At 58.3% G+C, this 26115-nt stretch carries 31 protein-coding genes; 23 read left to right on the top strand and 8 right to left on the bottom strand.

Annotation, left to right across the window (positions count from 1 at the left end; translation table 11 throughout):
* Positions 1-5: 5 nt before the first annotated feature.
* The 6 genes from BJL95_RS11935 to BJL95_RS11910 form a co-directional block, all read right to left on the bottom strand.
* Positions 6-632, bottom strand: coding sequence for a hypothetical protein (locus BJL95_RS11935; protein WP_064030113.1), 627 nt, complete (start codon positions 630-632; stop codon positions 6-8).
* Between the two features lie 5 nt (positions 633-637).
* Complete coding sequence (locus BJL95_RS11930; protein WP_064030111.1) at positions 638-1657, bottom strand: MoxR family ATPase; 1020 nt, start codon at positions 1655-1657, stop codon at positions 638-640.
* Positions 1658-1951: 294 nt separating this feature from the next.
* Positions 1952-2233, bottom strand: coding sequence for a methanol dehydrogenase [cytochrome c] subunit (locus tag BJL95_RS11925; RefSeq protein ID WP_064030109.1), 282 nt, complete (start codon positions 2231-2233; stop codon positions 1952-1954).
* 75 nt (positions 2234-2308) lie between these two features.
* Positions 2309-2785: a cytochrome c(L), periplasmic gene (gene moxG, locus BJL95_RS11920; RefSeq protein ID WP_071158195.1), complete on the bottom strand. Its 477-nt coding sequence runs from the start codon at positions 2783-2785 to the stop codon at positions 2309-2311.
* Positions 2786-2801: 16 nt separating this feature from the next.
* Positions 2802-3644: a methanol oxidation system protein MoxJ gene (gene moxJ, locus BJL95_RS11915; protein WP_064030104.1), complete on the bottom strand. Its 843-nt coding sequence runs from the start codon at positions 3642-3644 to the stop codon at positions 2802-2804.
* 84 nt (positions 3645-3728) lie between these two features.
* Positions 3729-5537: a methanol/ethanol family PQQ-dependent dehydrogenase gene (locus tag BJL95_RS11910; RefSeq protein WP_064030101.1), complete on the bottom strand. Its 1809-nt coding sequence runs from the start codon at positions 5535-5537 to the stop codon at positions 3729-3731.
* A gap of 483 nt (positions 5538-6020) precedes the next feature.
* On the opposite strand from BJL95_RS11910, the gene BJL95_RS11905 reads away from it, so the two are divergent.
* From BJL95_RS11905 to BJL95_RS11805, 22 genes are all read left to right on the top strand, one after another.
* Positions 6021-6695, top strand: coding sequence for a response regulator transcription factor (locus tag BJL95_RS11905; protein ID WP_064030099.1), 675 nt, complete (start codon positions 6021-6023; stop codon positions 6693-6695).
* A 242-nt stretch (positions 6696-6937) separates the two neighbouring features.
* On the top strand, positions 6938-7609 hold the full coding sequence (gene rpe / locus BJL95_RS11900; RefSeq protein ID WP_071158193.1) for a ribulose-phosphate 3-epimerase: 672 nt from the start codon (positions 6938-6940) through the stop codon (positions 7607-7609).
* 304 nt (positions 7610-7913) lie between these two features.
* On the top strand, positions 7914-8564 hold the full coding sequence (locus BJL95_RS11895; protein WP_071158191.1) for a DUF2076 family protein: 651 nt from the start codon (positions 7914-7916) through the stop codon (positions 8562-8564).
* A 421-nt stretch (positions 8565-8985) separates the two neighbouring features.
* A complete protein-coding gene (locus BJL95_RS11890; RefSeq protein ID WP_064030092.1) occupies positions 8986-9261 on the top strand; it encodes a hypothetical protein in 276 nt (91 codons plus the stop codon).
* A gap of 30 nt (positions 9262-9291) precedes the next feature.
* Complete coding sequence (gene hemP / locus BJL95_RS11885) at positions 9292-9477, top strand: hemin uptake protein HemP (RefSeq protein ID WP_071158189.1); 186 nt, start codon at positions 9292-9294, stop codon at positions 9475-9477.
* Between the two features lie 74 nt (positions 9478-9551).
* Positions 9552-10343 carry an energy transducer TonB gene (locus BJL95_RS11880; protein ID WP_071158187.1) on the top strand — a complete coding sequence of 264 codons (792 nt, stop codon included), beginning with the start codon at positions 9552-9554 and terminating at the stop codon, positions 10341-10343.
* 3 nt (positions 10344-10346) lie between these two features.
* Positions 10347-11078: a MotA/TolQ/ExbB proton channel family protein gene (locus tag BJL95_RS11875; protein WP_064030086.1), complete on the top strand. Its 732-nt coding sequence runs from the start codon at positions 10347-10349 to the stop codon at positions 11076-11078.
* Positions 11078-11500 carry a biopolymer transporter ExbD gene (locus BJL95_RS11870; RefSeq protein ID WP_071158185.1) on the top strand — a complete coding sequence of 141 codons (423 nt, stop codon included), beginning with the start codon at positions 11078-11080 and terminating at the stop codon, positions 11498-11500. The genes BJL95_RS11875 and BJL95_RS11870 overlap by 1 nt, the downstream gene beginning before the upstream one ends.
* Positions 11501-11598: 98 nt before the next feature.
* Positions 11599-11826 carry a hypothetical protein gene (locus tag BJL95_RS11865; RefSeq protein ID WP_139306232.1) on the top strand — a complete coding sequence of 76 codons (228 nt, stop codon included), beginning with the start codon at positions 11599-11601 and terminating at the stop codon, positions 11824-11826.
* A gap of 404 nt (positions 11827-12230) precedes the next feature.
* A complete protein-coding gene (locus BJL95_RS11860; protein ID WP_254786782.1) occupies positions 12231-14654 on the top strand; it encodes a TonB-dependent hemoglobin/transferrin/lactoferrin family receptor in 2424 nt (807 codons plus the stop codon).
* A gap of 11 nt (positions 14655-14665) precedes the next feature.
* Entirely contained in the window at positions 14666-14914 is a 249-nt protein-coding gene (locus tag BJL95_RS11855) for a hypothetical protein (RefSeq protein ID WP_064030080.1), read from the top strand.
* A 146-nt stretch (positions 14915-15060) separates the two neighbouring features.
* Entirely contained in the window at positions 15061-15798 is a 738-nt protein-coding gene (locus BJL95_RS11850) for a hypothetical protein (protein WP_071158181.1), read from the top strand.
* A 71-nt stretch (positions 15799-15869) separates the two neighbouring features.
* Complete coding sequence (locus BJL95_RS11845) at positions 15870-17015, top strand: ChuX/HutX family heme-like substrate-binding protein (protein ID WP_071158179.1); 1146 nt, start codon at positions 15870-15872, stop codon at positions 17013-17015.
* Between the two features lie 39 nt (positions 17016-17054).
* Complete coding sequence (locus BJL95_RS11840) at positions 17055-17591, top strand: HugZ family protein (protein WP_083385951.1); 537 nt, start codon at positions 17055-17057, stop codon at positions 17589-17591.
* Positions 17592-17759: 168 nt separating this feature from the next.
* On the top strand, positions 17760-18776 hold the full coding sequence (locus BJL95_RS11835) for a hemin ABC transporter substrate-binding protein (protein WP_083385949.1): 1017 nt from the start codon (positions 17760-17762) through the stop codon (positions 18774-18776).
* Complete coding sequence (locus BJL95_RS11830; protein ID WP_071158177.1) at positions 18773-19867, top strand: iron ABC transporter permease; 1095 nt, start codon at positions 18773-18775, stop codon at positions 19865-19867. The genes BJL95_RS11835 and BJL95_RS11830 overlap by 4 nt, the downstream gene beginning before the upstream one ends.
* Position 19868: 1 nt before the next feature.
* Positions 19869-20684, top strand: coding sequence for a heme ABC transporter ATP-binding protein (locus BJL95_RS11825; RefSeq protein WP_071158176.1), 816 nt, complete (start codon positions 19869-19871; stop codon positions 20682-20684).
* A gap of 464 nt (positions 20685-21148) precedes the next feature.
* A complete protein-coding gene (locus BJL95_RS11820; protein WP_071158174.1) occupies positions 21149-21619 on the top strand; it encodes a hypothetical protein in 471 nt (156 codons plus the stop codon).
* Between the two features lie 26 nt (positions 21620-21645).
* Positions 21646-22530 carry a hypothetical protein gene (locus tag BJL95_RS11815; RefSeq protein ID WP_071158172.1) on the top strand — a complete coding sequence of 295 codons (885 nt, stop codon included), beginning with the start codon at positions 21646-21648 and terminating at the stop codon, positions 22528-22530.
* A 94-nt stretch (positions 22531-22624) separates the two neighbouring features.
* Positions 22625-23110, top strand: coding sequence for a hypothetical protein (locus BJL95_RS11810; protein ID WP_071158170.1), 486 nt, complete (start codon positions 22625-22627; stop codon positions 23108-23110).
* 92 nt (positions 23111-23202) lie between these two features.
* On the top strand, positions 23203-23475 hold the full coding sequence (locus tag BJL95_RS23905; RefSeq protein ID WP_083385947.1) for a BrnT family toxin: 273 nt from the start codon (positions 23203-23205) through the stop codon (positions 23473-23475).
* The gene (locus BJL95_RS11805) at positions 23462-23707 is read left to right on the top strand and encodes a hypothetical protein (protein WP_071158168.1); all 246 of its coding nucleotides are present in this window, start codon (positions 23462-23464) and stop codon (positions 23705-23707) included. The genes BJL95_RS23905 and BJL95_RS11805 overlap by 14 nt, the downstream gene beginning before the upstream one ends.
* Before the next feature lie 157 nt (positions 23708-23864).
* On the opposite strand, the gene BJL95_RS11800 is transcribed toward BJL95_RS11805, so the two are convergent.
* The gene (locus BJL95_RS11800) at positions 23865-24389 is read right to left on the bottom strand and encodes a hypothetical protein (RefSeq protein ID WP_071158166.1); all 525 of its coding nucleotides are present in this window, start codon (positions 24387-24389) and stop codon (positions 23865-23867) included.
* 160 nt (positions 24390-24549) lie between these two features.
* Between BJL95_RS11800 and BJL95_RS11795 the strand changes: the two genes are divergently transcribed.
* A complete protein-coding gene (locus BJL95_RS11795; protein ID WP_064030057.1) occupies positions 24550-25170 on the top strand; it encodes a hypothetical protein in 621 nt (206 codons plus the stop codon).
* A 356-nt stretch (positions 25171-25526) separates the two neighbouring features.
* Here BJL95_RS11795 and BJL95_RS11790 read toward each other — a convergent pair whose 3' ends face one another.
* Positions 25527-26093 carry a VPLPA-CTERM sorting domain-containing protein gene (locus BJL95_RS11790; protein WP_071158164.1) on the bottom strand — a complete coding sequence of 189 codons (567 nt, stop codon included), beginning with the start codon at positions 26091-26093 and terminating at the stop codon, positions 25527-25529.
* Between the last annotated feature and the right edge of the window lie 22 nt (positions 26094-26115).

The following is a 26115-nucleotide window of genomic DNA, read 5'->3' as shown; positions in this document are numbered from 1 at the left end:
GGCAGCTATTGCGATACGATGACCTGAACCACCAAACCGGTGACCAGGCAGTAACCGGGCAGCGAATATTTCAGCGGCGCATTGACCAGCAGTTCGACGACGCCGGAGTAACCGCGCTCATTACGGCTATAAATAGCCTCGCCGACCAGCCACAATAGGGAATCCAGAATTAACAGCGCCACAATCGTAAAAAATCCGACATCGCTGAATAAGAACGACTTGCTGGCGAGCAGGGAAATTCGCTCGTTAGTATCGACAAAATTCGCGGTCAATATGCCGATCATCAACGCCCCTTCGTCGAAGGCCACCAAAAAAAAGGTATAGGTAAAGCGGCGCATCCGCGCCGAAAACCCGGCCAATCCGGGAAAACGTAGCGCCAGATACAGCACCGGCACACTGAGGCAGAACAGCAGAACGCCAATCACCGACAACAAAATCCAGAATTTGAAACCGACCGCGTCATTCAACGCGCTGGTGTAGTAGGCCGCGTAGGGAATGTCGGAATAAGCATCCAGGGCGCTGGCGATAAACGAGCTGATGATGCCGACGCCCGACCAAGTCAAATAGGTTTCCAATAAATGGCCGAGTCCGGCGTGCGGAATCATGGCGCGTAACAAAGTTTTCCAGTTCATGGGACTCAAGGTGCTGCGATGTGATTGAGGATTTCGCCGACCAAGGCCGGCAACAGCTCGTCGTGACGGTAGGCGTAGATCGGATTCAAGAACAAGCGGTGACTCATCGTCGGCGCGAACACCGCCTGGATATCCTCGGGCCACAAGCTGTCGCGCTGTTCCAGCCAAGCCCGAACCTTGGCGGCGCGGATCAGATAACTCATGCCGCGCGGACTGACGCCGGCGTGCAGCAAGCGCTCCATCTCGACATCGCTCAAACTAATCCCGTACGCCTTGGGATCGCCGCTGGCCTTGGCCAGATCCAGCGCGTATTTGCGTAGCGCCGGACTGGTTTGAACGCGTTGTTGAATCGCCTCGCCCAGCGCGTTCAGGTTTTGATAGCCGATACCGGACTCCGCCATGCCGGCGATTAAGGCGTCGACATCGTGAAAGCGCGGATCGAACATCAATTCGTCCAATACCGCATCGTCGCCGGGCGCGGCGATGTTGATTTCCATCAAGAACCGGTCGCGCGCCGCCGCCGGCAATTCGAAAGTTTCTTCGCGTTCCACCCGGTTGCGATCGGCGAATACCAACATGTGCGGCATCCGGTATTCGCGGTTGAACGCGCCAACCGCGCGCTCGGCCATGACCCGCAACAGCAGCGAATGCACTTGCGGCCGAGCCCGATTGATTTCGTTGAAGAAAAACACCGATAACTGCTCGCCTTGCTTGAGCAGCGGACCGGGATCGACGCAAGGCCGGCCGTCCTGGTTCAGGTAGGTGTAGTAAATCAAATCGGCGGGCATCAAATCGATGGTACCTTCGATGCGCTGATAGCGACCGCCCAATCCCTGCGCGACGGTACGCAGTAGCGTGGTCTTGCCGACGCCGACTTGACCTTCCAGCAGCACGTGACCGCGAGCGAATACCGCGATCAGGAGATTGCGCACCGCCGTCCGCTGGCCGACGACAATCCGGTTTATCTGGTTTTCCAGCGCCAGCGCATCGTCGCGCCGGCTAGCTAGCGTATGTTCGGTGATCATGTTTAGCTTGGCCCGTTACGGGCATATAGGCAAAAAAACTCCGGGCGGTGCCCGGAGCCGTGAGCTTCAGTCTTATCTTGGGCCAAACGCACGGCCTACCCTTGCCGCAAGTCCAGCGGTCCAAGCCTATTCCGTTAGACTGGTCTCTAGGGTTGCCGCCTTCCCTGGCGGCGTCCTAAGGGCCTGGTGACGACGCCCGCGCGAACACCTCGGTGTTCGCCGCCTGCCTTGGTCGAAAAACCACTGGCGATCCGTTCGCGGTCGCCAAGCGGCTTTTAATCGTCTCGCTCGGGCTTATTGACCTTCGACGTCGTAGACGAACTTGCCGGTTTTGGCCAGAATTTCGCTGCGTTTGGCGTTGCGGGCCTCCATTTCCTTGATCGATTGACTTTGCTTGTTCAGTTCGTTGACATCGTGTTTCGGGTCGTATTTGCTACCGGCCACTTGCGCGGGATAACCCGGTTTCGGTTCCCAGCAGTTACCGGCTTCCTTACATTTGGTACCGTCGTAGGCCTGGGCGGACGCCGCCAAAGTCAAAGCCAATGTTGCGCTGCTTAAGGTCAAAAAGTGTTTCATGTTGATCTCCTGATAAGTATTTGGAATTCCGGGCGCGCCAACGTCGCGACGTAGTCAATCCGGAGTGAAGCGACCTTATTTCAACCAGTCCGCCTTTTTCGGGTCGCCTTTGTAGATGTGGCGTATGAAAGCCATGATGTGCAACATTTCGTCCGTGCTGAACGTAACGTACTGAGGCCCCATCATGCCGTTGGCGCCGCCGAACAGCACCTCGAACAAACCCACGTCGGTGGCGTTGCGCGGATAGGTCCAATAGTCGTCGGCCAGTCCCGGCCCCAGCTTACCTTCCGCCTCGTGCCCGTGGCAGCCGGAACAACCGGTCATGTATAGGCTTTCGCCCTTCTTGATAGCCTCCGCGTCGCCGTTGTACGGGTTCTTACCGGTTTGCATGAATTGCTTGAACTTGTCGGTATTGCCGCCCTTCTTGGCAAAACTCAGATCCAGAGTTTCGCCGGTCAAGGCATGGCGCAGAGTGATGTCGGCCCGTGCCGTCGAGACGGCGGCAATCGCCAACATCGCGGCCACGCCGCTCAAAAAGGTTTTGTATTTCATTTGTCGATGATTCCTGTTAGTTCATGGACAAGGCGGTCTCGGGTTCGTCCAGTAGCGGAATACCTTCCGCTTCCAGCAGTTCGCCGATCTCGTCTTGCTTGTCTCTTACAATTTTGTTCAATTGCTCCAACAACGCGACTTCGCCCTTACGCACGCCGATCGAGGTGCTGTAATGGAAACCGACTTTTTCACCGTCGGCTCGCTTGTTGTCGTCCGGTATCACCGTCATCGTCAACGGGGTATTGGACGCTTTAACGTAACGCGCCGCGGCGGGCCCCCATAACACGGCGATTTCCGCTTTGCCGGTAGCCACTTCATTCACCAGCTTGTCGTTGTCGTACTTGACGTACTGATTGCGCTTGGATTTGAACCCGACCAGCTCTTGCTGATAGCTGAACATGTCGTTGTAACGGCCTATCGCCCTGAGCATGGTTTCCGCCGGCGTACCGGGCGCGAATGCGATGCGCTTGGCGGTTTTCAACGCCGGGCTGTCCCAGTTCCGCAGGTCCAAATGATCTTGCTCGCGGGTAATGAAGACATAGCCGGACCGGTAATACGGCAGCGTGGTCAGCAAACGCGGATCGCCGTGATCGACACCCATCACCACGTCGCACAAGCCTTTGTCGACGAAGTCGCGGATGAAGTAACGCGGATCGGTCCAAGTCACCGCTTCCAGCTTGCGACCCAGTTGCTCCGCAACGTATTGCGCCAGTTTGTTTTCGAAGCCTTCGCCGGCTTTGTTGGCGTAAGGCATTTCGTTTTCCGCCGTGCAGACTTTCAAGGCCGGTGGTTCGGCTTGGGCGCAGGCAGACCCGATACCCAGCGCCAACGCGGTAAAAATATGTATCGCTTTTTTCATGGTTTGGATTTCAGCGTAGGGTGGGCATGCAATACCCACCGATTCGGTCGACCAAAGGTGGGCACGATGTGCCCACCCTACGATTTACAGCGAGAACACCATCACGCCGCCGCCCATTTGGGTGTAATGCGCCAACTCCTTGAACGCACCCACCGCACCGAGACCGGCGGTTGGGTCGGCTAGGTCGAATACCAAGCCGACGCCTGGCCAGCCGCCGACACCGTAATAAATCGCAACATATTGTTTGTTGTTGTGTTTATAGGTAATCGGGTGACCGATGACGCCGGAAGGCAGTTTGAACTTCCACAGTTCCTCGCCGGTTTTGGAATGGCGCGCCTTGATGTAGCCGTCCAAGGTGCCGTAGAACACCAAGTCGCCGGCCGTCGCGGTGGTGCCGCCCCAAACCGCGAATTTCTCCTGAACTTCCCACTCCATTTTACCGGTGACCGAGTTCATCGCCTTAACTTGTCCCAAAGTGCCTTTCGGACCCGGGTACATGTTCAAAGTCGCACCGACGAAGAACTGACCCGCGCGGTAAGGCAGCATGAACGGTTCCCAGTCCATGCAGATGTGGTTGGTACCCATGAAGAACAATTGCTTGTTCGGATCGTAGGATTCGATGCCCTGGTTGTGGTAACCCATCGCCGACGGACAGATGCCGGTGGCTTGGTGGTCCATGTGTGTCGAATATTCCGGGTCGCGGATCGGCAAGCCGGTTTGCAAATCGACTTTTTTCACCCAGTTGACGGTGTCGTCGATTTTGAAGGCATTGATCAAATCGCCATTTTCACGATCCAGGGTGTAAACCAGACCGTTCCGGTCGGGGTGAGTCAGCAATTTCCGTTTTTTGCCGTTGACCACTTGCTCGGACAAGCCCATGTAGTTGACGCCGGCATAGTCCCACTCGTCGTGCGGCGTTTTTTGGTAGCCGAACTTGGCTTCGCCGGTGTTAACGTCGCGCCCCCAGATGGTCATCGTCCATTTGTTATCGCCGGGCCGCATGGTTTCGTTCCACGGCGCGGGGTTACCGGAACCGTAGTACAGCATCTCCAGGTCGCTATCGTAAGCGTACCAACCCCAGTTGGTGCCGCCGCCGATTTTCCAGGCGTCGCCTTCCCAGGTTTTTTGTCCCAAGCCAAACTGACCGTAATGCGGATTGGCGTTATTAAAGTCTCTCGCGAGTTTCAAGTCTTCGTCGGGACCGGTCGCGTACACCCGCCACGCCTGCTTGCCATCCTTGATGTTGTAGGCCGTGGCATAACCGCGCACGCCCAACTCGGCTCCGGCGGAACCGACGATGACTTTGTCCTTAACGACGAACGGCGCCATGGTCAGAGTCGAACCCATCGCGATGTCGGAATTTTCCATTTTCCACAAAACTTCGCCGGTCTTGGCGTTCAGCGCGACGATGTGACCGTCCAACTGATTCAGAAAGATCGTGGCGGGGTAATCCTTGCCCGCCGGTGCATATGCCAGCCCGCGATTGACGACGTCGCAGCAAGCCACGGCGCGAGCGGCGGGATTTTGCTTAGGCTTGAATTGCCAAAAAATCTTGTCGGGATTGTTCAAATCCAGCGCAAACACGTTATTCGGATACGGCGTATGCACGTACATGATGCCGTCGACGACCAAGGGGCCACCTTCATGACCGTTCAGTACGCCGGTCGAAAACGACCACGCAACTTTCAAATTCTTGACGTTATTGGCATTGATGTCGATCAACTCGCTGAAATGCGTGGAACTGTAGTCCTTGGTCTGCATCACCCAGTTGGTGTTTTGCTTGGACAATTGTTCAAGTTCCTTATTCGCCTGTGCCGATTGCGACACGGCCAGCGCGGCGCTCGTCAATAGAGCCGATGTCGTGACCTGCTTGGCAAATCGTGAAATTTGCATGAATCCTCCTGTGTTGTTTATGTGGGGTGCATGGCCCGACAGATCAGGTTTAAGGGAGCCTTAGATTAAAAAGCCGATGCGCCAACGACAGTCCCCACCGAAACCGAACGGGGGTGCGCTCGACTTAGGCTTGATCCGGGAACCCGCGGCGAAACCATCGCCTTTTCACATCAGCCGTCTCGATCAAGTCGCACACGAAGACTTAAGACCGGCCGTGCCATGCTGCCGCAAATGGTAAAGAAAGCCCCCCTTGCGGCGTTACGGAAGAATCCATGAAGAAACGGGGAAAATGACAAGAAAATTGTCGAGAAATATTCCCGTACAGCCACGCGACACCGCGATCAGAACAGGAAAAGCTCCCATAGTCCGAATCGACGAAAACGGGCATCATGACCACGTGCGGCATCGAAGCCGCTATGCAAACCCGGATCCGACGCACCAACGCCGCCGGCAATCCAACCCACTTTTTTCCGGCTGAACTCAGTGAATCGTAAAATCAATGTCTTGCTGGTAGACGACCACGCGGTCGTCAGAACCGGTTATAAAACCTACCTAGGTCTATCTGAACGCATCGGCGAAATTTACGAGGCGGACCGTGGCGAAACCGCCTGCCAACTCTATTCCAAGCAGACGCCGGACGTGGTGGTCATGGATTTGTCGATGCCCGGATTGGGCGGCTTCGAGTCGATACGCCGCCTGTTGAGCCGACACCCGCAGTGCCGCATCCTGGTGTTCAGCATCCACAACGAACTGGTTTACGTGACCAGGGCGATCAAAGCCGGCGCGAAAGGTTACATCACTAAAAACAACGAGCCCGACACCTTGGTGACGGCGGTGTGCACGATCGCCGAGGGCGGTACCTATGTCGATCCGGATATCGCCCAGCAGCTGGCGATCAATATGGCCGTGGACCAGGATGAAGAGACCAAGATCAAGGCCTTGTCGCCGCGCGAATTCGACATTTTCTGCCTGTTGGCGAACGGCTTGACGTCGCGGGAGGCCGCCGAAAAACTCTGCCTGAGTTACAAAACCGTTTGCAACCACGCGACCGCGATCAAGGACAAACTGGGCGTAAAAAATATGGCGGAACTGACCTTGCTGGCCAGCCGGCAAGGCATCGTCAAACCGGCGTCGGACATCAATACGGCTGTCGTCTGAGGGCGGGTATCGTTAACGCCCCCCTCTCCGCGCGGAAGAGGTTTCTGTTTTGATTTTTACGACAGCCTCCAGAGGCGAAGTGACCTCGCACTCGCCCCATCCTCGAATCCCAGCTAAAAACCGTCCCGACACGGACTCGGCGAACCTAGCTAGCGCCCGGCTGACTACGGCCAAAAAAACCGAAATTCACCGCGAATACTTAATATAATGTCGGGTCTTCACCTCACCAACAGGATAAAAAAATGGCTGATAATCTGATTGCACCCTCCATACTTTCCGCCGACTTCGCGCGTTTGGGCGAGGAAGTCGTCAACGTGTTGAATGCCGGCGCGGATATTGTGCATTTCGATGTGATGGACAACCATTTTGTACCGAATCTGACGATAGGCCCCTTGGTTTGCGACGCGTTGCGCAAGCACGGCGTGACCGCGCCGATCGACGTGCATTTGATGATTGAACCGGTCGATCGCATCATTCCCGACTTCGCCAAGGCCGGCGCCAGTTACATCACCTTCCACCCGGAAGCCTCGCGCCACATCGACCGCAGCCTGCAAATGATCCGCGACCACGGCTGCAAATCCGGCCTGGTCTTCAACCCGGCCACGCCGCTGTCCTTCCTCGACCACGTCCTGGACAAATGCGACATGATTTTGCTGATGTCGGTCAACCCCGGCTTCGGCGGCCAGTCCTTCCTGCCTTCCGCGCTGCCTAAATTGCGCCAGGTCAGAAAAATCATCGACGACAGCGGTTTGGACATCCGCCTGGAAATCGACGGCGGCGTCAACACCGCCAATATCCGCGAGATTAAGGAAGCGGGCGCCGACACCTTCGTCGCCGGTTCGGCGATCTTCGGCAAGCCCGATTACAAAGCCGTCATCGCCGAAATGCGCGCCGAATTGGCGAAAGCCCAGTAAACCGTCTCTCCGGCGAAAGGACCGAGCCCGCAACGCTTACCCAGTCCGATTCGCTTCAGTCTGTCGCCGGCTTATGGCCGGCGACAACGTCTTCGCTTGGCCGGCTCCTCTGCCCGGCTCAATGCGTGCCTGGCTCTAAGTTCACACCGCGTAATTCGTGACTTTCCCAACACCACGCGAGATCGCAGTGCTATTGAAAATCCGCCAGCCATCCCCAGACTCTTGGAAACTTTATGCCGATCCGGCAGTCAGTTGCGACACCGGCCGCGGGGCCGGCTTATTTTAACGTCAGTGAGCCATTCCTATGAATCCACAAGAACGCGATCAACTTACCCAGTTTTTGAAACCCTTGAGCGAATTCAAATTGACCGCCAAGGACGCCGAAGCCGAAGCGCTGATCGCCCAGGCAGTCGCGCGACAGCCGGATGCCGCCTACCTGTTGGTCCAACGCGCGATGTTGCAAGACCAAGCCCTAAACGCCGCGAAAGCACAAATCGCCGAGCTTCAAAACCAATTGCAGAACACGCCGCAACGCGGCGGATTTTTGCAAAACGACCCGTGGGCGCAACCGTCGGGCGCGGGCATTCCGGGTGCCGGCAGCTACCAGCCCCCTAGAACGGCGGCAATGCCGTCGCAAGCGAGCAGTTTCGGCGGCGGTTCCAGTTTTCTCGGCAACATCGCCACCACGGCGGCTGGGGTCGTGGCGGGATCGTTTTTGTTTCAAGGTATCGAAAGCCTGTTGGGGCAACACGGTAGCGGCTTCGGCGGATCTGCCTGGGGAAATCACAACGGCGCCAACGAATTGATGCCGGAACAAACCGTCATCAACAACTATTACGGCGACGACGCAATCCAGACCGCCCAAGCGGACGATAATCGCAACGACTATTTGGTCGGCGACGATAGCGGCTATGACGCCGATGCCGTCGATGACAGCGATTCCGACTGGATTTAACCAGCACAGAGACCTTTCTTCGAGCGCCCGCCGATTCGTCGGGCGCGCCTCACCGCCCCATCACCAACAATCCGTTACCGATCGCGTCAGCAAACCGGCGCAGTCAGGTCCATTGCTGCCCCCTCCGTCACCGAAATACCCGCAACTCCGGCCATTTCCAAACTCACCGGGTACTAACTTACGGCGACATTCGCACACCAATGTAAACGCGTCGCTCTAAACCCTCGAATCCTGCAAACGCAAAGTCTTTTAAGCCCCTTTTTACGATATCACCCAAAAATTCCGCTTGACTCGAATTTGAGAATCATTATCATTTGTAACCGACAGTGTTCTCTCGTCCTGTCACGCCGCACCTGCACAACTTGAACACGTTAAACAGCGTGCGGCGTTTTTGATCATTTCCAAAGTTTGCGGAGGCATCATGTTCGACGATCAACTATCCAGCCCGGCCCACGGCCGTGAATTGACGCAGCTACACACGATGACCTGCTTGCTAATGACCCAATTCATCAACGGCCGGCATTGTCCGAAACTAGCGCACCGCATCGTCAGCCAGCTGGCGCTGCTGTTAAGCCATCCGCAATTGGACCATACCGCCGCCAGTCGCGATATGTATTTACAGCTGCACGACCACTGGCAGCGAGTGACGGGCTTATTGCTTGATCGGCGGGACGGCGGCCTGCCGCGATACCAGTAAATTCGTCGCGACCCATTCCGGAAGAAACCTATGAATGAAACCAACACCAACCCAACGGCAAAAACCGCCGGCGCCAATGCCGAGGCCTTGCGCAACCGACCGCGACTGAACAGTCGCGCGCTGTTCGGCGCCCAAACCGAGATCGTCATTGAGCACCAAGGCGAAGAATACCGACTGCGCATTACCAGCAACGGCAAACTGATTTTGACCAAATAGCGCGTTCCATCCACCTCAGCCAGCCACCCTCCGGTAGCCAGCCGATCTTTTCCACCCTTGACGGAGAGGCTGTCATGTTACCGACCCACCGCTTACGTTCGCTATCCTGCCTGGCGCCGATGCGCTTTTTGCCGGCCGAGCGTCCGTATCAATCCGCGGCCATCACCGCACGCACCGCTGAAATCAACGAAAGCGGCTTAGGTTTGGTTTTGGCAATCGGACTGCATCTGACCTGGTTCGGCTTGATGCCGAACAGTGATACCCAACCATCGCCGACGCCGCCGCGCCCCATCATGGTGGAATGGATCAATAGCGCCCAACCGGCATCGAAGCCGCCGCAAGTCCAGCCAAAACCGCCGGTCCCGACACCGGCCAAGGCGGTCAACAAAACCAAGGCCGCCGCCAAACCGCTCAAGCAACCGCGTCTAATCGCGGCGGCCAACCATGAATCCGCCGCAAGCGTCGCGCCGGAACCCATACCGGAATTGCCGCCCGCCGAATCCGCGCCAAACCCCGCAATCACCCCTTCGGCGCCCGCGCCGACGTCCGCGCCAGCGGAAACCGCCACCGCCTCCGCGCCGTTGAGCCTACCGAACCTGAACGCCGATTATCTAAACAATCCGGCGCCTACCTACCCCCCCGCTTCTCGCCAACTGGGCGAACAGGGCAAGGTTCTGCTCCGGGTCCTGGTCAACGGCGGCGGCGGCGTCGACCAAGTCACGTTGCGAAAAACCAGCGGCTACGACCGCCTCGACCAAGCCGCGCTGGAAACCGTCAAACAATGGCGTTTCGTACCGGCTCGACGCGGCGAACAAGCCGTCTCCGCCTGGGTCGTGATACCCGTTTCATTCTCTCTGGAAGGATAAACCATGGAACTCAACCAAAGCCTCAATCACTTTCTGAGCCAAACCGACAGCGTCGGAGCCGGCCTGTTCGGCCTGCTGCTGACGATGTCGGTGGCCAGTTGGTATTTCATCGTCGTGAAAGCGTGGCGCGCGGTGCGCGTGCGGCGCCAGGCCGACGACTTTCTTCGCCGCTTCTGGAACGCTGACACCTTATCCGAGGTCGCGAGCCAGGTGCGAGGCCGCGATCCATTCAGCAACCTAACCCGGCATGCGCTGGCGGCCAGTCAGCACCACGCCCGCCACGGCCACGGTTTGCAGCAAGCCGGCTCGGCGAGCGACTTCCTGACCCGAGCGATGCGCCGCGCCATCGACGAAGAAACCGCCCAACTGGAGTGGGGCCTGACCGCGCTTGCCTCGATCGCCAGCACCGCGCCTTTCGTCGGCCTGTTCGGCACGGTGTGGGGGGTTTATCACGCGCTGGTCGGTATCGGTCAAGGCGGGCTGGCAACCTTGGACCAGATCGCCGGACCGGTCGGCGAGGCGCTGATCATGACCGGCCTGGGTTTGGCGGTCGCGATTCCGGCGGTACTGGCCTATAACGACTGCGTGCGCGGCAATCGCCTGTTGCTGTCGCGCCTGGACGGCTTCGCCCATGATCTGTTTGCCTTCCTGACCACCGGCAGCGCGCTGAATCCGGGCCAGATCCCCACTCAGCCCATCGGCGCGGAACTGGCTTACGTTGGCGGAGAACACTAATGGCTTTCGGCGGCTTCGACAAACAGGGCGCCGGCGGCCACACCGTGTCGGAAATCAACATGATCCCCTTGATCGACGTAATGCTGGTGCTGCTGGTGATTTTCATGATCACCGCGCCGATGATGACCCACGCGGTGAAAATCGACCTGCCCAAGGCCAGCAGCATTCCGCAACGGCCCGAGCAACCGCCGATCGCGCTGTCCATCGACGCGGACGGAGGGATATTCTGGAATCGAGACGCGATCGACCGCGACGAATCTCGGCGGCGCCTGACGGAAATCGCCCAGTCGCCCGAACAGCCGGAACTGCATGTGCGCGCCGACCAAAACGTGCCGTACCGTTTCGTCGCCGAGACCTTGGCCGATGCCGCCAAGGCCGGCGTCACCCGAATCGGTTTCGTCTCCGAGCCGGAAAAACCTTAACCCGCGCGGCCGGACCGCGATCCGGCCAACCCGCCACCCAGCCTTCGCCCGCCAGGTAGCCGAATACTCGAGGACAACGCTAGTCTCACGGAGCACGCATGCGAATTCCGATGTTATCCGTACCGCTCCCGGCGCGGAACCCGAGCACTGATGGCAAGGCTGCCGCGAACCGCCGTTTGAACAGCGCGGCGGTCGTGACTGCGACGGATGCCGACCAGGATAGGTCGGCCGACAAGGATGTCACCCTTCCGTTTGCCGCCAAGCCATCGAACGGCCCGACGACGCCATGGCGTCTCCGGCTGATAGAGAAAGTACCGATTTATTAATGCTACTTTGTCAGATTCTCGGTAGTGCCCGTCATTTCGGCAGGGATTGCCGAAATCCAGACCTCACGGACGGATCGAAGCTTGCCATCCATGGCACTGGATGCCCGCGTCCCGGCGGGCATGACGGCATTGCTTAAATCTGACAAAGTAGAATTAACCCGGCCCTTATAAACACCGTTCGCCCCGAGCCTGTCGAAGGGCACGCCAGCCTGGGCTTAGCCGAACCCAGCCCGAACGGAAATACCCGTGATAGATGGGGCCACTTTATAAATCGGATTGGCCGACCGGCCAACTTGACGACGACACGGCCCAAACGGCCTGTCGACATTATTTGACCTTAAACCCCGTCAGCCCCCTAGCCAGCGTGCCAGGCAGCCAGCGATTCCGACTGCTTGCGACAACACATGGTTGACATACACGAATTTTCGACGATACCCGGCGTCCGACGCCGCTATCCGAAGCCTCTGCCCAAGCGAGATGCGCGGCATTGCCGGCTGTGCCTGATGCTGTGGCTGTTGGCCGGTCCGACACACGCCGAAGAGCCTTCCACGGACGCGGCGGAAGACCTCGAGCTACCGACCGTCACGGTCAAATCCGCCGCAGAAGTCAAAAAGACCGCCTCAGCCGGTACCCAATCGACGATAGACGCGGCGACGATAGAGCAACGCATGGTCCGCGACATCAAGGATCTGATTCGCTACGAACCCGGCGTCAATGTCGGCAGCGATCCGCAGCGTTTCGGCTCGACCGGCTTCACGATACGCGGACTAGGCGGCAACCGGGTATTGATGCAGATCGACGGCGTGCGCCTGCCGGACAGCTTCAGCATCGGCTCGTTCGCCAATTCAACCCGCAACGCGGTGGACATGGACGCGCTGAAAGCGGTCGAGATCGTACGCGGCAGCGGCCCGGCGGCCTATGGCGGCGACGCGCTGGGCGGCACCGTCAATTTCGTCACCAAGGACCCGCGAGACTATTTGAAGGTATTCGGCAAAACCAGCTATACCGGCCTGAAATTGCATTACAACACCACCGATAACCAATTCAGCCAAACCGGCACCGCCGCCGGCGCGCTGGGCGGCTGGGAGGGATTGGCGGTGTTCACCCACAGCCACGGCAACGAAACCGACAACCAAGGCGGCATCGACAGCCGCGATGCGCGGCGAACCCTGCCCAGCCCGCAAGACAATCAGGGTTACAACCTGCTGGCTAAATTGCTGTACCGCTTCAACGACGACAACGTGCTGCGGATCAGCGGCGAATGGCTGAACAAAGTCTCGGAGTTCGACGCGTTGTACGGCCAGAATCTGGACATCAGCAACCGCTTCGTCAACCGGATGTTGACCGACGACGACCAATCGCGTTGGCGACTGGCACTGGACCACACGCTGAAAGCCGTGCAAACGCCGCTGTTCGACCAAGTCTTCTGGCAGTTTTACACGCAACGCTCGGCCACCCGCCAGGTCACTTTTCAGGACCGGACCTCCAATGCCAACGGCCACGTATTGGTCGAGCGCATCTTCGATTTCGATAACCAGGACTTCGGCGGCCAACTGCGACTTGACAAGCATTTCCAGTTCGCCGTCGGCGAGCACGACCTGCAATACGGCGGCCAGATCAGCAAAAACAGCGTGGCCCAGCAGCGCGACGGCACCCTAACCTGCCTGACCGGCAAACCGCGTCCGCCGCGCCAGGGCGGCGTCACGCCGGAGTGCGGCAACGGCAAGGGTACCGTCACCCATACGATACTGCCCGACGAATTTCCGGTGCGCGACTTTCCGCTCAGCACCGTTACCAAGGCCGGCGCTTACCTGCAGGACACGATAGGCCTATTCGACCGGCGCGTCGAACTGATCCCCGGCGGCCGTTGGGAATACTACCGGCTATTGCCGCAAAGCGACTACCTGTTCGAAAAGGCTTCGGCCCAAGCCGTCGCGGAAGGCGCGGCCCCCATCGTACCGACCATTAAGGACGCCGAAGCCTTTCTACCCAAATTCGGCGCGCTACTGCATTTGAACGCCACCTTCACGCTGCACGGCCAATATAGCCACGGCTTCCGGGGTCCCAACTTCAGCGACAGCAATCTGGGCTTTACCAATGCCACTTTCGGCTACACCACGATACCCAACAGCGCCTTAACCCCGGAAACCAGCGTCGGCGCCGAAGTCGGCTTGCGCGGCCAGGGCGGCGCCGGCCAATTCGACGCGACCTTGTTCCGCAACGACTACGAGGACTTCATGTACGACGCGACCATCTGCGATCAAGGCAGCGGCTGCCAATACCTGACCTTTCAAACCGTCAACAGCCCCGATCCGATCCGCATGCAAGGCGTCGAATTCAAGAGCCAAGTATTTCTGGATTGGTTTTGGCCCGAACTGTCCGGCGCTAGCCTGCTGCTGAGCGGCTCCTACACCGAAGGTACCAATCTGCGTAGCGGCCGGAGCGACGATGTCGCGTTGCGTAAGATCAGTCCTATCAAGGGCGTGGTCGGCCTGCGTTACGATCGAGCCGCCGGCGATTGGGGCGGCGAACTGATCCTGACCCTGGTCGGCCCCAAACAGGCGGCCACGGCGCCGGCCGACGCCAGCTATTTGACCAGCGGCTACGGCGTCGTCGATTTCAACGCCTATTACCGGATCAATCCGCACGTCAGCCTAAACCTGGGCGTGTTCAACGTCTTCGACAGCCGTTACATCGATTGGGAAGACGTGGACACCCAGGAAAGCAATCCGCACCGGAATTTGGGTCCGTTCGCCAATGCCGACATCCGCGACCGCTATTCCCGGCCCGGCCGCAACCTCGGCATCACGCTGAAAATCGCTTACTGAAGAGAACCACGATGAATCATAGCCACCGGGCCAACGGCCCGAAAAAACAACTGGAAGCCTTGTTCGACGAACTGTTGCACCACGACGGCTTCGGCGAACTGCGCGTGGAAATGCGCCTGCTCAAGCGCGGCCAGAAGGAAGTCATCATTCATTGCGGCAAGCAATACCGCTATGTCGTGGATTTCCAGTCCCGCTACCGGCCGCCGACGGAACTCGCCGCGCCGCCGCGCGAGCGGGCTGGCCTGGACGAAACCTCATGAGTTTTTCCCATCCGCCACCGCCGATGGCGTCAGCCATCGTGGATCGCCGGCTCGGGGCCGAAGCGGCGGATCGTATATTCGGCAATACCCGCGCACCGTCTTCCTGGCGAAGAGCTGCGTTCACATTCATTCAAAGGACATTACCCATGAAACACTTGCATCAATCGACCCTGATCGCCAGCCTGCTGGCCGTTGCCGGCATCGCCAACGCCGATTACACCAACAATCCCGATCCCTACGCGGCCGGCTACGGCTTCGACACCCCCAGCGAAGCCGCTTGGGGCGGTTGGGATCGCGGCGACACCGGCACGCTCTACGCGGAATGGGACACCTTCGTCGACAGTTCCTACCCCGGCACTCGCACCGCCGCGCCGGACGTCGGCAGCGCCGGCACCAGCAATGCCAATCTGGCCTGGAACAGCGGCACCTTCGTGGCCGGCTCGGGCAATCTGTACAGCTTCAGCGTCGTCGAAAACTTCGTCGCCTCGCTGAGCGGCAGTACTTCCGGCGCCACCCGCGCGGTGCTGCAATTCGAAACCTGGGGCGTCGAAGCCAATTACTCCAGCATTCTGCTCAACGGCGAGGCGCCGACCTATACCGCGCAGACCTACTACGATCCGGCCTACGACAGCTCGTTCGGCGCGGTCGCGCTGGTGCAGTATCTGGCCTTTTGGGATCTGCCGACCGCGGCGGCCAGCTATCAATTCACGTTCGGCAGCGCCGAACCCAGCCTGAGCCTGGGCCAAGTGGCAATCGACATCGGTCCGCTGACTACCTCGGGCGGACCGATTTCCAACGTGCCGTTGCCGGCGGCGGTTTGGATGTTCGGTACCGGTCTGATGTCGCTGCTCTACGCGAACCGCCGTAACTCCCTGGCCGCTTGATGCGACCGCCGCCTTGCGCGAGCCCCCCGCCGCGCAAGGCGGCCCCTTCCTCGACCTGTAGGAGAATCGCTATGCTAAACACTCAATTGACCCAAGACGCCACCGCGCCGGACACCTTAAAAGCCGCATGGCGCGAATTGCTGAGTTGCCGGCCGCACCTGCGGATACGCGACGCGGCCGCCACGCTGGGCGTCAGCGAAGCGGAACTGTTGGCCACGGGCTGCGGCGACAACGTCATCCGGCTGCAAGCCGGCGACTGGCCGGCGCTGCTGAGCGGCGTCGCCGCACTGGGACCGGTGATGGCGCTGACCCGCAACGCCGCCGCCGTCCACGAAAAAACCGGCGAATACGCTCGGCCGCAAGCCCACGGCCGGCTGGCGATCGTCGCCGGCCGCCGCATCGACCTGTGTCTGGCGCTAAGCGACTGGTATTGCGCTTACGCGGTCAGCGAAGCGTCGGCCGACGGCCCGCGCCGCAGTCTGCAATTCTTCGGTGCCGACGGCGAAGCCATCCACAAGATATATCTATTATCCCAACCCTTAAAGACCGTTCGCCCCGAGCCTGTCGAAGGACGAACGACCTCGGGCTTAGACGAACCGAGCCCGAACGGAATGCCCTCGAGCAATCGGGCCGGGGTCATAAACCAAGGCGCGAATATCCAAGCCTATCGGGATTTAGTCGAGCGCTTTCGCGCCGCCGATCAATCGGCACGGCTGGAACTGCCCGCCACCGCGCCCGGCGCGCCGTGGCTAAACCCGCAGCCGGAGTTGCCGGCCCAATGGCAGCGCTGGACCGCATTGTGGCGCCACGCCGAAACCCGGCAAGCGGCCGCGTGCCTGCCGGCCGGGCTGTTTCGGGATTTCGTCGGTCAACTGGCGCAAGCCTTGCTGCCTATCCACATCCTGACCGCCAGCCGCGCCGCGTTGCAAGTCCATGCCGGCCCGGTGCAAAACCTGCGGATTACCGGTCCCTGGTTCAACATCCTCGATCCCCAGTTCAATCTGCATTTAAACGAGACCGCCATCGATCACTTGGCGATCGCCGAACTAGCCTTCCGCCACCAACGCTTTAGCGGCCTGCTGCTGCGCGACGGCGCCGGCCGAACCGTCGCGGCGCTATGCGGCGAATTCGACGAAGACGCCGGCGAGAGTCCGCCGTGGCGCGACTTCCTGGCGGCACTACAGCGCTCGGCATCCCCAAGACCAACCCAGGTCTAGCCCGACCACTTTGTCATTTTTTCCCGGAGAACTTTTATCATGAACCACCCAAACATCGATCTCGACCAAGTCCGCGCCGCCTGTCAAGCCCTGCCGCAAAGCTTCGACTCGGTGCTGATGGCGACCGTCGGCGCCGCCGGCGAACCGGAAGCCAGTTACGCCGCCTACGTGCGCCACGACGGCGACTACTACATCTACGTCAGTGAACTATCCGCCCATACCCGTAACCTGCTCGACAACGGCAAGGTCTGTCTGCTGTTCGTCGAGGACGAAACCAAGGCCGCGCACTTGTTCGCCCGCCAGCGCGTGACCTACCACTGCGCCGCCGCCGAAATCGACCGCGATACCGCATCCTTCGAATACCTGATGAGTCTGTTCGAGGAAAAATTCGGCGCCTTCATCCGCCAATTGCGAAAAATGCAGGACTTTCATTTGTTCCGGATACGGCCGCAACGCGGCAGTTTCGTGCAAGGTTTCGCCAAGGCGTTCGCGATCGAAGGCGACGACTTGGCGCAAATCCGCCACGTCAACGACGTCGGCCACCAGACCCGCAAACCGGCCGAAGCGCCGGCATAGGCGGAGCGACTTTAGCCGCGAGCGAGGCAGCCTATCGATCCTGCCATTAAATACCGTTCGTCCTGAGCCTGTCGAAGGGCGAACTACCTCGGGCTTCGACGAGCCCAGCCCGAACGGAACACCAGGGATAAATAGGGCCTAATGAATGAATCAAACGAAAAACCGAACATGAAACAGACTACATCCCTATTGATCCGGCCTAGTGAAGTTTTAATATCCGTTCGCCTTGAGCCTGTCGAAAGGCGGCTTGTACTTCTACCAAATCAGCACGAACGGTTCACACAGTTAAGGGCCGGATCAATAAGCCATAAACTTGCGCGAACCGCCTGCGCGGCCCTCTTTTGGCTAACCGCCGCCGCGCCGGCCGACGCCGCCGGGCCGGGCCGCATCGTCTCGGTCGGCGGCGCGCTGACCGAAATCGTCTACGCCCTAGACGGCGCCGAGCGTCTGGTCGGCGTCGACAGCACCAGCCTGATCCCGGCCGCCGCCCAGGCGCTGCCGCAAGTCGGCTACATGCGCACGCTGTCGGCCGAAGGCGTGTTGTCGCTAAAACCGGATCTGGTGCTGGCCAGCGCCCACGCCGGCCCGCCGGCGGTGCTGGAGCAATTGCGCGCGGCCGGCGTGCAAATTCAAACGCTAGCCGAAGACTATTCCGCCGCCGGCATCGCCGCCAAAATCGGCGCGATCGCCGCGTTGCTGGAACAGCCCGAACGCGGCCGGGAACTGGCCGATCAAGTGCAAGCCGACTTCGATCGACTGGCGCAATGGCGCTCGCAAAGCCGTGAATACCCCAAAGTGCTGTTTTTGATGGCGGTGGCTCACGGCGCGCCGCTGGCTTCGGGACGCGGCACCGCCGCCGACGCGGTATTAACGCTGGCCGGCGCCGCCAACGCCGCCGGCGAACTGCAAGGCAACAAACCCATCGGTACCGAAGCGATGGTCGCCGCCGCGCCGGACGCGATTTTGTTGACCGACGTCGCCGCCAACGCCATCGGCGGCCTGGAAGCGTTCTACCGGCAACCCGGCATCGCCCACACCCCAGCCGGCCGGCAACGTAAAGTCTTTATCGTCGATACCCTGGCCTTGCTCGGCTTTGGCTTGCACAGCGGCCAGACCGTGCTGGAACTGGCCAAACGGCTGCACGGCGAACCGGCAGTTGCCGCCGACGCGGGGGCAGGCCGATGACCGTCCATGCCGCGATGGCGACGGCGGGACCGCGTCTTCGGCTGAAACCGGCCATGAGCCGCGCCGGCCTGTGCTGGCTGCTGGCATTGCTGCTGGCCGTCGTCGCCTTGGCCTCGCTGGGCAGCGGCGCGGTCGCCATCTCGGCCGGCCAGGCCGCCGCCATCGTCGCCGACCGCTTCGGTATCGCCCTACCCTGGCCCTTCGGCACCGACCAGCAAGCGGTGCTGCTGGCGATCCGCGCGCCGCGCCTGGTGTTGGCTTTGCTGGTCGGCGGCGCCTTGGCCGCATCCGGCGCGGCGATGCAGGGCTTGTTCCGCAATCCGCTGGCCGATCCGGCCTTGATCGGCGTTTCCAGCGGCGCGGCGCTGGCCGCGGTGGCGGTCATCGTGTTGCGCGACAGTCTGTTCGGCGCCGTGGCCGGCGCATTCGGCGCCTATTTATTGCCGGTCGCGGCCATCGCCGGCGGTTTTGGGGTCAGTTGGCTGGTGTACCGGCTGGCCGACAGCGGCGACCGGCTGGACGTAGCCTCGCTGTTGTTGTCCGGCATCGCCATCAACGCGCTGGCCGGCTCGGCCACCGGCTTACTGGTCTATCTGGCCGACGACGACCAGTTGCGCAGCTTGACCTTCTGGAGTTTGGGCAGCCTGAACGGCGCCGGTTGGGACGGCGTTGCCATCGGCGCGCCGTTTTTACTGGCCAATCTGCTGCTGTTGCCGTGGCTGGCCGATGCCTTGAACGCCTTGCTGCTCGGCGAGGCCGAAGCCGGCCATTTGGGATTTCCGGTCGAACCCATCAAAACCGGCGTGGTGGCCTTGGTCGCGCTCGGCGTCGGCGCGGCGGTGGCCTTGTCCGGCGTGATCGGCTTCGTCGGTCTGGTGGTGCCGCATCTATTGCGGCTGGCACTGGGCCCGGATCACCGCTGGCTGTTGCCGGCGTCGGCGCTGCTCGGTGCCTTATTGTTGATCTGCGCCGATGATCTGGCCCGCAGTTTGGCGGCACCGGCCGAAATCCCGATCGGCATCGTCACCGGCCTGCTCGGCAGTCCGTTTTTTCTGTGGCTGCTGTTCCGGCAAAAACTGATGGGTCATTAAAATGCTGCAAACCATAGACCTGAGCCTGCGCGTCGGCGCGAAAACCTTGCTGGACGGCGTGACGCTGGCACTGCGCCCCGGCGAAGTGCTGGCCGTGGTCGGCCCAAACGGCGCCGGCAAATCCAGCCTGTTGCGGGCCATCAGCGGCGAACTGGCGCCGTTCGCCGGCCAAGTGACGATGAACGGCCGGCCGCTGGCGGAATGGCCGCCGCAACAGGCGGCCTTGCTGCGCGGCGTGTTGCCGCAAAGCGCCGGACTGGCATTCCGCTTCACAGCGCGCGACGTGGCCTTGATGGGCCGCAGCCCGCAACGCAAAACCCACAGCGCCGCGCAAAACCGGGCCATTGCCGAACAGGCGCTGGCGATGACCGATACCGGCCATCTGGCCGAGCGCATCTACACCACGCTGTCCGGCGGCGAACGCCAACGAGTGCAACTGGCGCGGGTGCTGGCGCAAATCTGGGAACCGCAAGACCCGCTGCATCGCTATTTGTTGCTGGACGAACCCACCTCGGCGCTGGACCTGGCCCATCAGCACGCGGTGCTGGCCATCGCCCGCCGCTTCGCCGACGAACAACAGGCCGGGGTGTTGGCGGTCTTACACGACCTGAATCTGGCCGCGCTGTACGCCGACCGTATCGCCCTGCTGCATCAAGGCCGGCTGGCCGCCATCGGCACGCCGGCGCAAACCCTGAACAGCGAGCTGATCCGGCAAGTATTCGCCTACCCGGTCAGCATCAGCCGTCATCCGCAAAACCCGGACGCGCCGTTGGTGATTCCGCGGCGGCAAGTGGTACCAGGCGTTCAGGAGCAATGAGTGATTAACCGAGCCTTCAAATACCGTTCGCCCTGAGCCTGTCGAAGGGCACACCGCCAGGGGCTTAGCCGAGCTCAGCTTAAACGGAATACCCTTGATCAATAGGGCCGGAGCCACGTGACAGGCACTCGATTACCCGGAATACCCGGTTTAGCGTGTTCGGAGGAATACGTTAACAACGCCGCCAGGGAAGGCGGCACCTTACAATTCGATGCCACGGATTTATCCGGCATGACAATGGTGTTATTGGGAGTAAAATCTAATAAACCGGCAGCGGACTCTAGCCCGGCTGGAAGCGGTCGATCCAGTGATTCAATGACACCGATTGCTCCGTTACCGGTCATCAGTTTTGAACTCTGAATGGTATACAGAAAGGAAAATTTCATGTTGACCCATCAGTTATTGCAAAAATGCGTGTTTTTTTGGTGATATACGGAAATTGTTTAGTTACTAGTTAGGGTTACATGCAAACATTGATCCCATACTTTCCGATCATCGGGCCTGCCTTAGCTGCTTTTGTGGCAATTCTTGGTTGGGGCGTGTCGCATTATTTGAGCGTCAGCAAAGACCAAAAAGCAAAACAGCGTGATATGAGAATCCAGTTTTTGCTTGAGGCATACCGGAGGCTTGAAGCTGCTGCAAATCGCCCAGAATCTGGAAAGGAAGAACAAGATAAGTTTGAATCGGCGCTTGCCGACATTCAATTGCTCGGAACAAAAACACAAATCGAAGAATTGATGCGCTTCCTTGAGCAGTGGAACTCATCAGAAGGCAATGCTTCAATCAATCCTTTACTTGAGCTTCTGAGAACACACCTTCGGGAAGAACTTGGCCTCGAAAAGGAAATTCCTGGCATCAAGATATTTCGCTTTAAGAATCGCCACCCTAACACGGCGCTCAAGCGGGACGCGCCGAAAAGCCGCCGCGCCCCTTAGCTTGGCGTTAGGTAGGTAGAAGGAATATGAACGACTCTACATGGGAAAGGCAGCGTGCATTCCTGAATGCGGTTCCAGAAAGCGAACGTATTAGGATTCAGAAAGAGAACCACGAAGAAGCCGAAAAGCTCTATAAAGAATTTACAGAAGCCTTTAGCAAAGATATGTGCGATTCCTGTGGAAAGCCGATCAGCACTTTTTCTAACGAAAGCCCATGCTTCCATTGGCTGTTGAGACCAGGGAAGGTAAAAAAAGATCATATTGAAAATATTCTTAAAATAAAGGGTTATTTCAGGTGTGCAGCGTATATAAGATGGGTAACTAACTTCGACAGCCACTTCAAAAATATCAATAACTTATCTCTGGAAGGAAACGCAGATGCGCTATTCCATTGGTCGGCTAAATACAAACATCTAAAATGGACATTCTGGTGTACTAGAAATGACTACGCCGGGCATAGTAATCAGCCTCCTCACTTCCATTTTGAAATGCGCCTAGATAAAAATTCATTTATAAAATTCAACGATTTTCACATCCCTTTTACAGACGAAGACCTGTTCACCATTCGTTCCCACGAAGATCCGGAATCTCCAGTCAAACAAACATTTGGATTCCATGGGGCAGGACTAGAAGAAGCTTTTTCTGTCGATCCAGAAAAGCTTATGGAGGGGCTAACTATAACAGACAACCAAGAGGAAGCGGTTTACCACCTACATACTGTCATTCATTCGGAAGATGGCTTACCTTCTGAAGTGATCAACCAAGCCTTGGCTATAGCGAAGGAGAAAAAAGTTCCAGTAGCCACTATTATTCGTGAACTTGGATATGAGGCTAGCGTTACTATCGAACCGGCAGAGTCGTTAATCACAAAAGAATGCAGAAGTAATCCAAGGCAAAAAAAAGATGCCTAACAATCGCATAAACTCGAACCACAAAAAGCCACATTGCGCTCCGCTTTTTGCGACCGGTTGTGAGAGGCGCTAGAACAAAAAAGAGCGAAGGCAGATGATGAATAAAGACACTATTTATGGAATAAGCATTCTTTTGACGTTTGTAATTGGAGTTTGGAATTTTATCCATAACTGGCGCGCAGCCAAAAAGACAAGCTTTATCAATACTGTTACAGCCCAGCGCATAAAATGGCTCGAACAGATGCGCCAAGATGTAGCGAGCTTTGTCGGGCTCACTCATAATTGGGCGATGTCTACCGAAAATGAGCAGGAAGGTAAAGCAGATTGTCTGAAAGAATTGGATCGCCTCAGATATGTCATTCGGCTGAGGTTGAATCCAGACGATACTCCAGACAGAAAAATCGCAGCACTCATTAAAGAAATTCCTGATTTAACTCACGAATCGCGTAGAGATAAGCTCAAAGACAAATTGGAGGAGCTCACTATAGCCACACAGGAAATGCTTAAAAATGAGTGGGAAAACGTGAAACGGGAATCCCTTGAAGGCGCAGTAAAGGATATTAGAGGCAAGTCAAGATAAATATTCTAACGAGGCAAACTAAACGGGTGTGAACCCGTAAAGCAGAATGCTCCAGCTATTCCGCCGAACGATGGAAACACGAGTTACCGAATATGCATTTTGAATGGGATCCCAAAAAAGCCGTAATAAACCAGCGTAAGCATGGCGTCACCTTTGAAGAGGCGAGCAGCGCGTTACGTGATGTATTTTCGGCAACTACTCACGACCCCGATCATTCGAACGACGAGGAGCGTTTTATTACATTCGGCATTTCTTCCCAAGGACGTTTGCTCACGGTATCGCATACCGAAAGAGGTGTTGCAATTCGCATAATATCGGCACGACTAGCCACAAACATTGAGAGGCAAATTTATGAAGAAGGTTAAATCAGAAACGGCAGATGAGCTTCGACCGGAATATCAACGTTCGGATTTCGGTGAGATCGTGCGCGGCAAGTATGCGAACCGAATTAAGGAGGAAACCAATGTGGTACTCCTTGATCCGGATATTGCAGAGGCTTTTCCGAATGATGAGGCGGTGAATAAAGCACTTCGGTATTTGCTGGAAGTGGCGAAAACATCAAGCAGCTTAACCCAGCGCTCCAACGATCTTGGTTAGCGCCGTTAGCTAGGATGGACAAGGTTTTCTGCCCGCGCGGATTTGAATGGTGGGCAATTTTGTCGCCCCACCTTCTGCTCGCGACATCCGCCGGCTCAGATACCGGGGAGCTCGCGAACCGCACGGAATCGCTCCGGTTTTTTCGACGGCCGCATCCTTAGAGCCAACCGGCTCGGCCGCTGTCCAGCAATACTAGGTCGGGCAAAGCCACCTTGCCCATGCGCCCCCGTCGATAGCCGGCTAGCTTGCCGCCGTTGTCGAATACCGCCCCAGACGCCCGGAGTGCGGCGCCACGGGCTACCCGGTACGCGCTGACCGCTGAATTTTCCGCGCGGTAGCGCGGGTAAACCGTACGGTGGAACGCTTTAACCGTACGGTGGAAGCCGGCGATGGCGCGGTCGGGCGACTCGACCGTGCGTTCTGACGCCTGGAATGCGCGGTGGAACCGACCGAGCGTACGGTGGACTCGATTTACCGTGCGGTGGGCTGATTTTCCGGCGCGGTGGAACCGAAATACCGCGCGACTTTCCGGACCGGCGAAAGCGTGCGGCGAAATCCACGCGCCGCGATTGCCAACGATGGCCGCGAACGCGGCTTGGCCGGCAGCGCCGATACCGGAATCGGTCCGGACCTTGTAGCCTCTAGGTATATCCGCTGGCCGGTCGGCGCGGAGCTGCGACAATTGGTCTCACCCCAGTGATGCGCAAGCTGATCTACAATCCACTAAGACTTAGCTTATTCGCTAGTCTAAATCCTCTCTTCTTATCATCACTTCTCCGCTATTGACCAGCCTCCGCGCTAACGGTCAATCCCGGCGCTGTCCTTTTTTAAGGAGTCTTACCATGGCTAAATCCGATTATTTACCCCGCTCCGATGGCGAGCTGCTGCTTTGGCATGATCGTTTTAAAGACAATCTGATCGCATTAAAGGAAAAATTGGGCTTGTCCGATGACGATATTGCGGTGATCGTCAACGATAACGAGGCTTTGCACAGCAAAATTGCCGCTTCCAACATCAGCGCGGCGGCGGCTCAGCATGCCAATGCGGAGAAAACCGCGGCCTGTATTCAGTCGGGCGGTCATACCCGGATTTTGGCTAGGCGCATTAAAACGCTGAGCAACTATACCCAAGCCATCGGCAATCTGCTGGGCATCATCGGCAGCGAGTCCTCTCAGGATTTATCCGAGGCCAAACCGGTATTGAAAGCGATCGATCAAACCGGCGGGGTTGTGGAATTTAGTTTTTTGAAGGGCGGCAGCGACGGCATCAATTTGTACTGCCAGCGCGATAACGACGCGGAGTTCATGTTTCTGGCGCGGGAAACCCAGACTCACTTTATCGATAACCGCGCTCTGTTGGTACCGGGCAAGCCGGAATTGCGTCGCTATACGGCGGTGTATGTGCAAAAAGACCATGAAGTCGGCCAGTTCAGCGACGAATTGGTGGTCAATTGCGCGCCGTGACCGAAGGGATCGCGTTTGTGTTGCGCTACCCTGGCGCGGGTGAGCCGTGCATGCCGCGTCGGGGCCGGTTGGCTTAACGGGTTTGGCGGACTAATCGCCGCGCCTAAATTAAGTTTATCGGGGCTGACGACAATGACTCGTTTCGCCCCGCCGCCAATCCTAGCGAATCAACATGGAGTAAGGCCTTCACGCTCGCCGATAAGCGGATATCCGCCGCCAGGGACGGCAAACTCCCTCTCTGCGGCTCCTGGATGTCGGCTTTCGCAGCCATACCCATAACAAAAAAACCAGCGAAAAATTTTTGAAAGCCGCCGCCTCGGGTTTGGCGGCGGCGTTGGCTAAGCGGCTGCTTTAGTTCAACGGCGGTATGGTCGCCGCGAAATCCCTAATCCAGCCAGTGCCGAAGCAAACAACCAGAAGGCCGCGGGTATCGGTACGGTATTGACGGTGATCGAAGCGTTTGCCGTTAACACATTGCCGTTGGACAGCGTGTCGGTGTCGGGATCGAATGCGGGATTGAACGGGCTGCGGGCGAATAAGTCGTAGGTCAGTACGATCTGGCCGTAGCTAGTCCCTTGAGCGGCATCGTCGGCAATTTTAAAGCGGCCTAATCCGGTTTGGTTGCTGTCATCGAACGATTGTCCCCAGGCCGTACTGGCGCCAAAGCCCGGCCCTACGACGAAGAAATTATCGGGTGCGCTGATAAAGTCGGTAAAGGTACCCGGCGAGCTTGAGGATTGAAATTCCGCGCCGGTCACGACCAGAAAGTTTTGGGTATTGGTCAGTAGGAAACCCCAGCCCACGGTATCGCCTCGGTAACCTACGATTGCGCCATTGGCGGGCTCCAATTGGAATGCGGTCGAGGCCTGGGTGCTTGGCAGTATGAATAACAAGCCGGCTAACAAGAATATGCGTTTCATCATCAGAATATCTCCGAATTAACAA

It is taken from the genome of Methylomonas sp. LWB (genome assembly GCF_001856095.1).
Lineage (GTDB): Bacteria > Pseudomonadota > Gammaproteobacteria > Methylococcales > Methylomonadaceae > Methylomonas > Methylomonas koyamae_A.
Note: the sequence above shows the minus strand (reverse complement) of the source record. Positions and strands in the feature narration are given on the sequence as shown.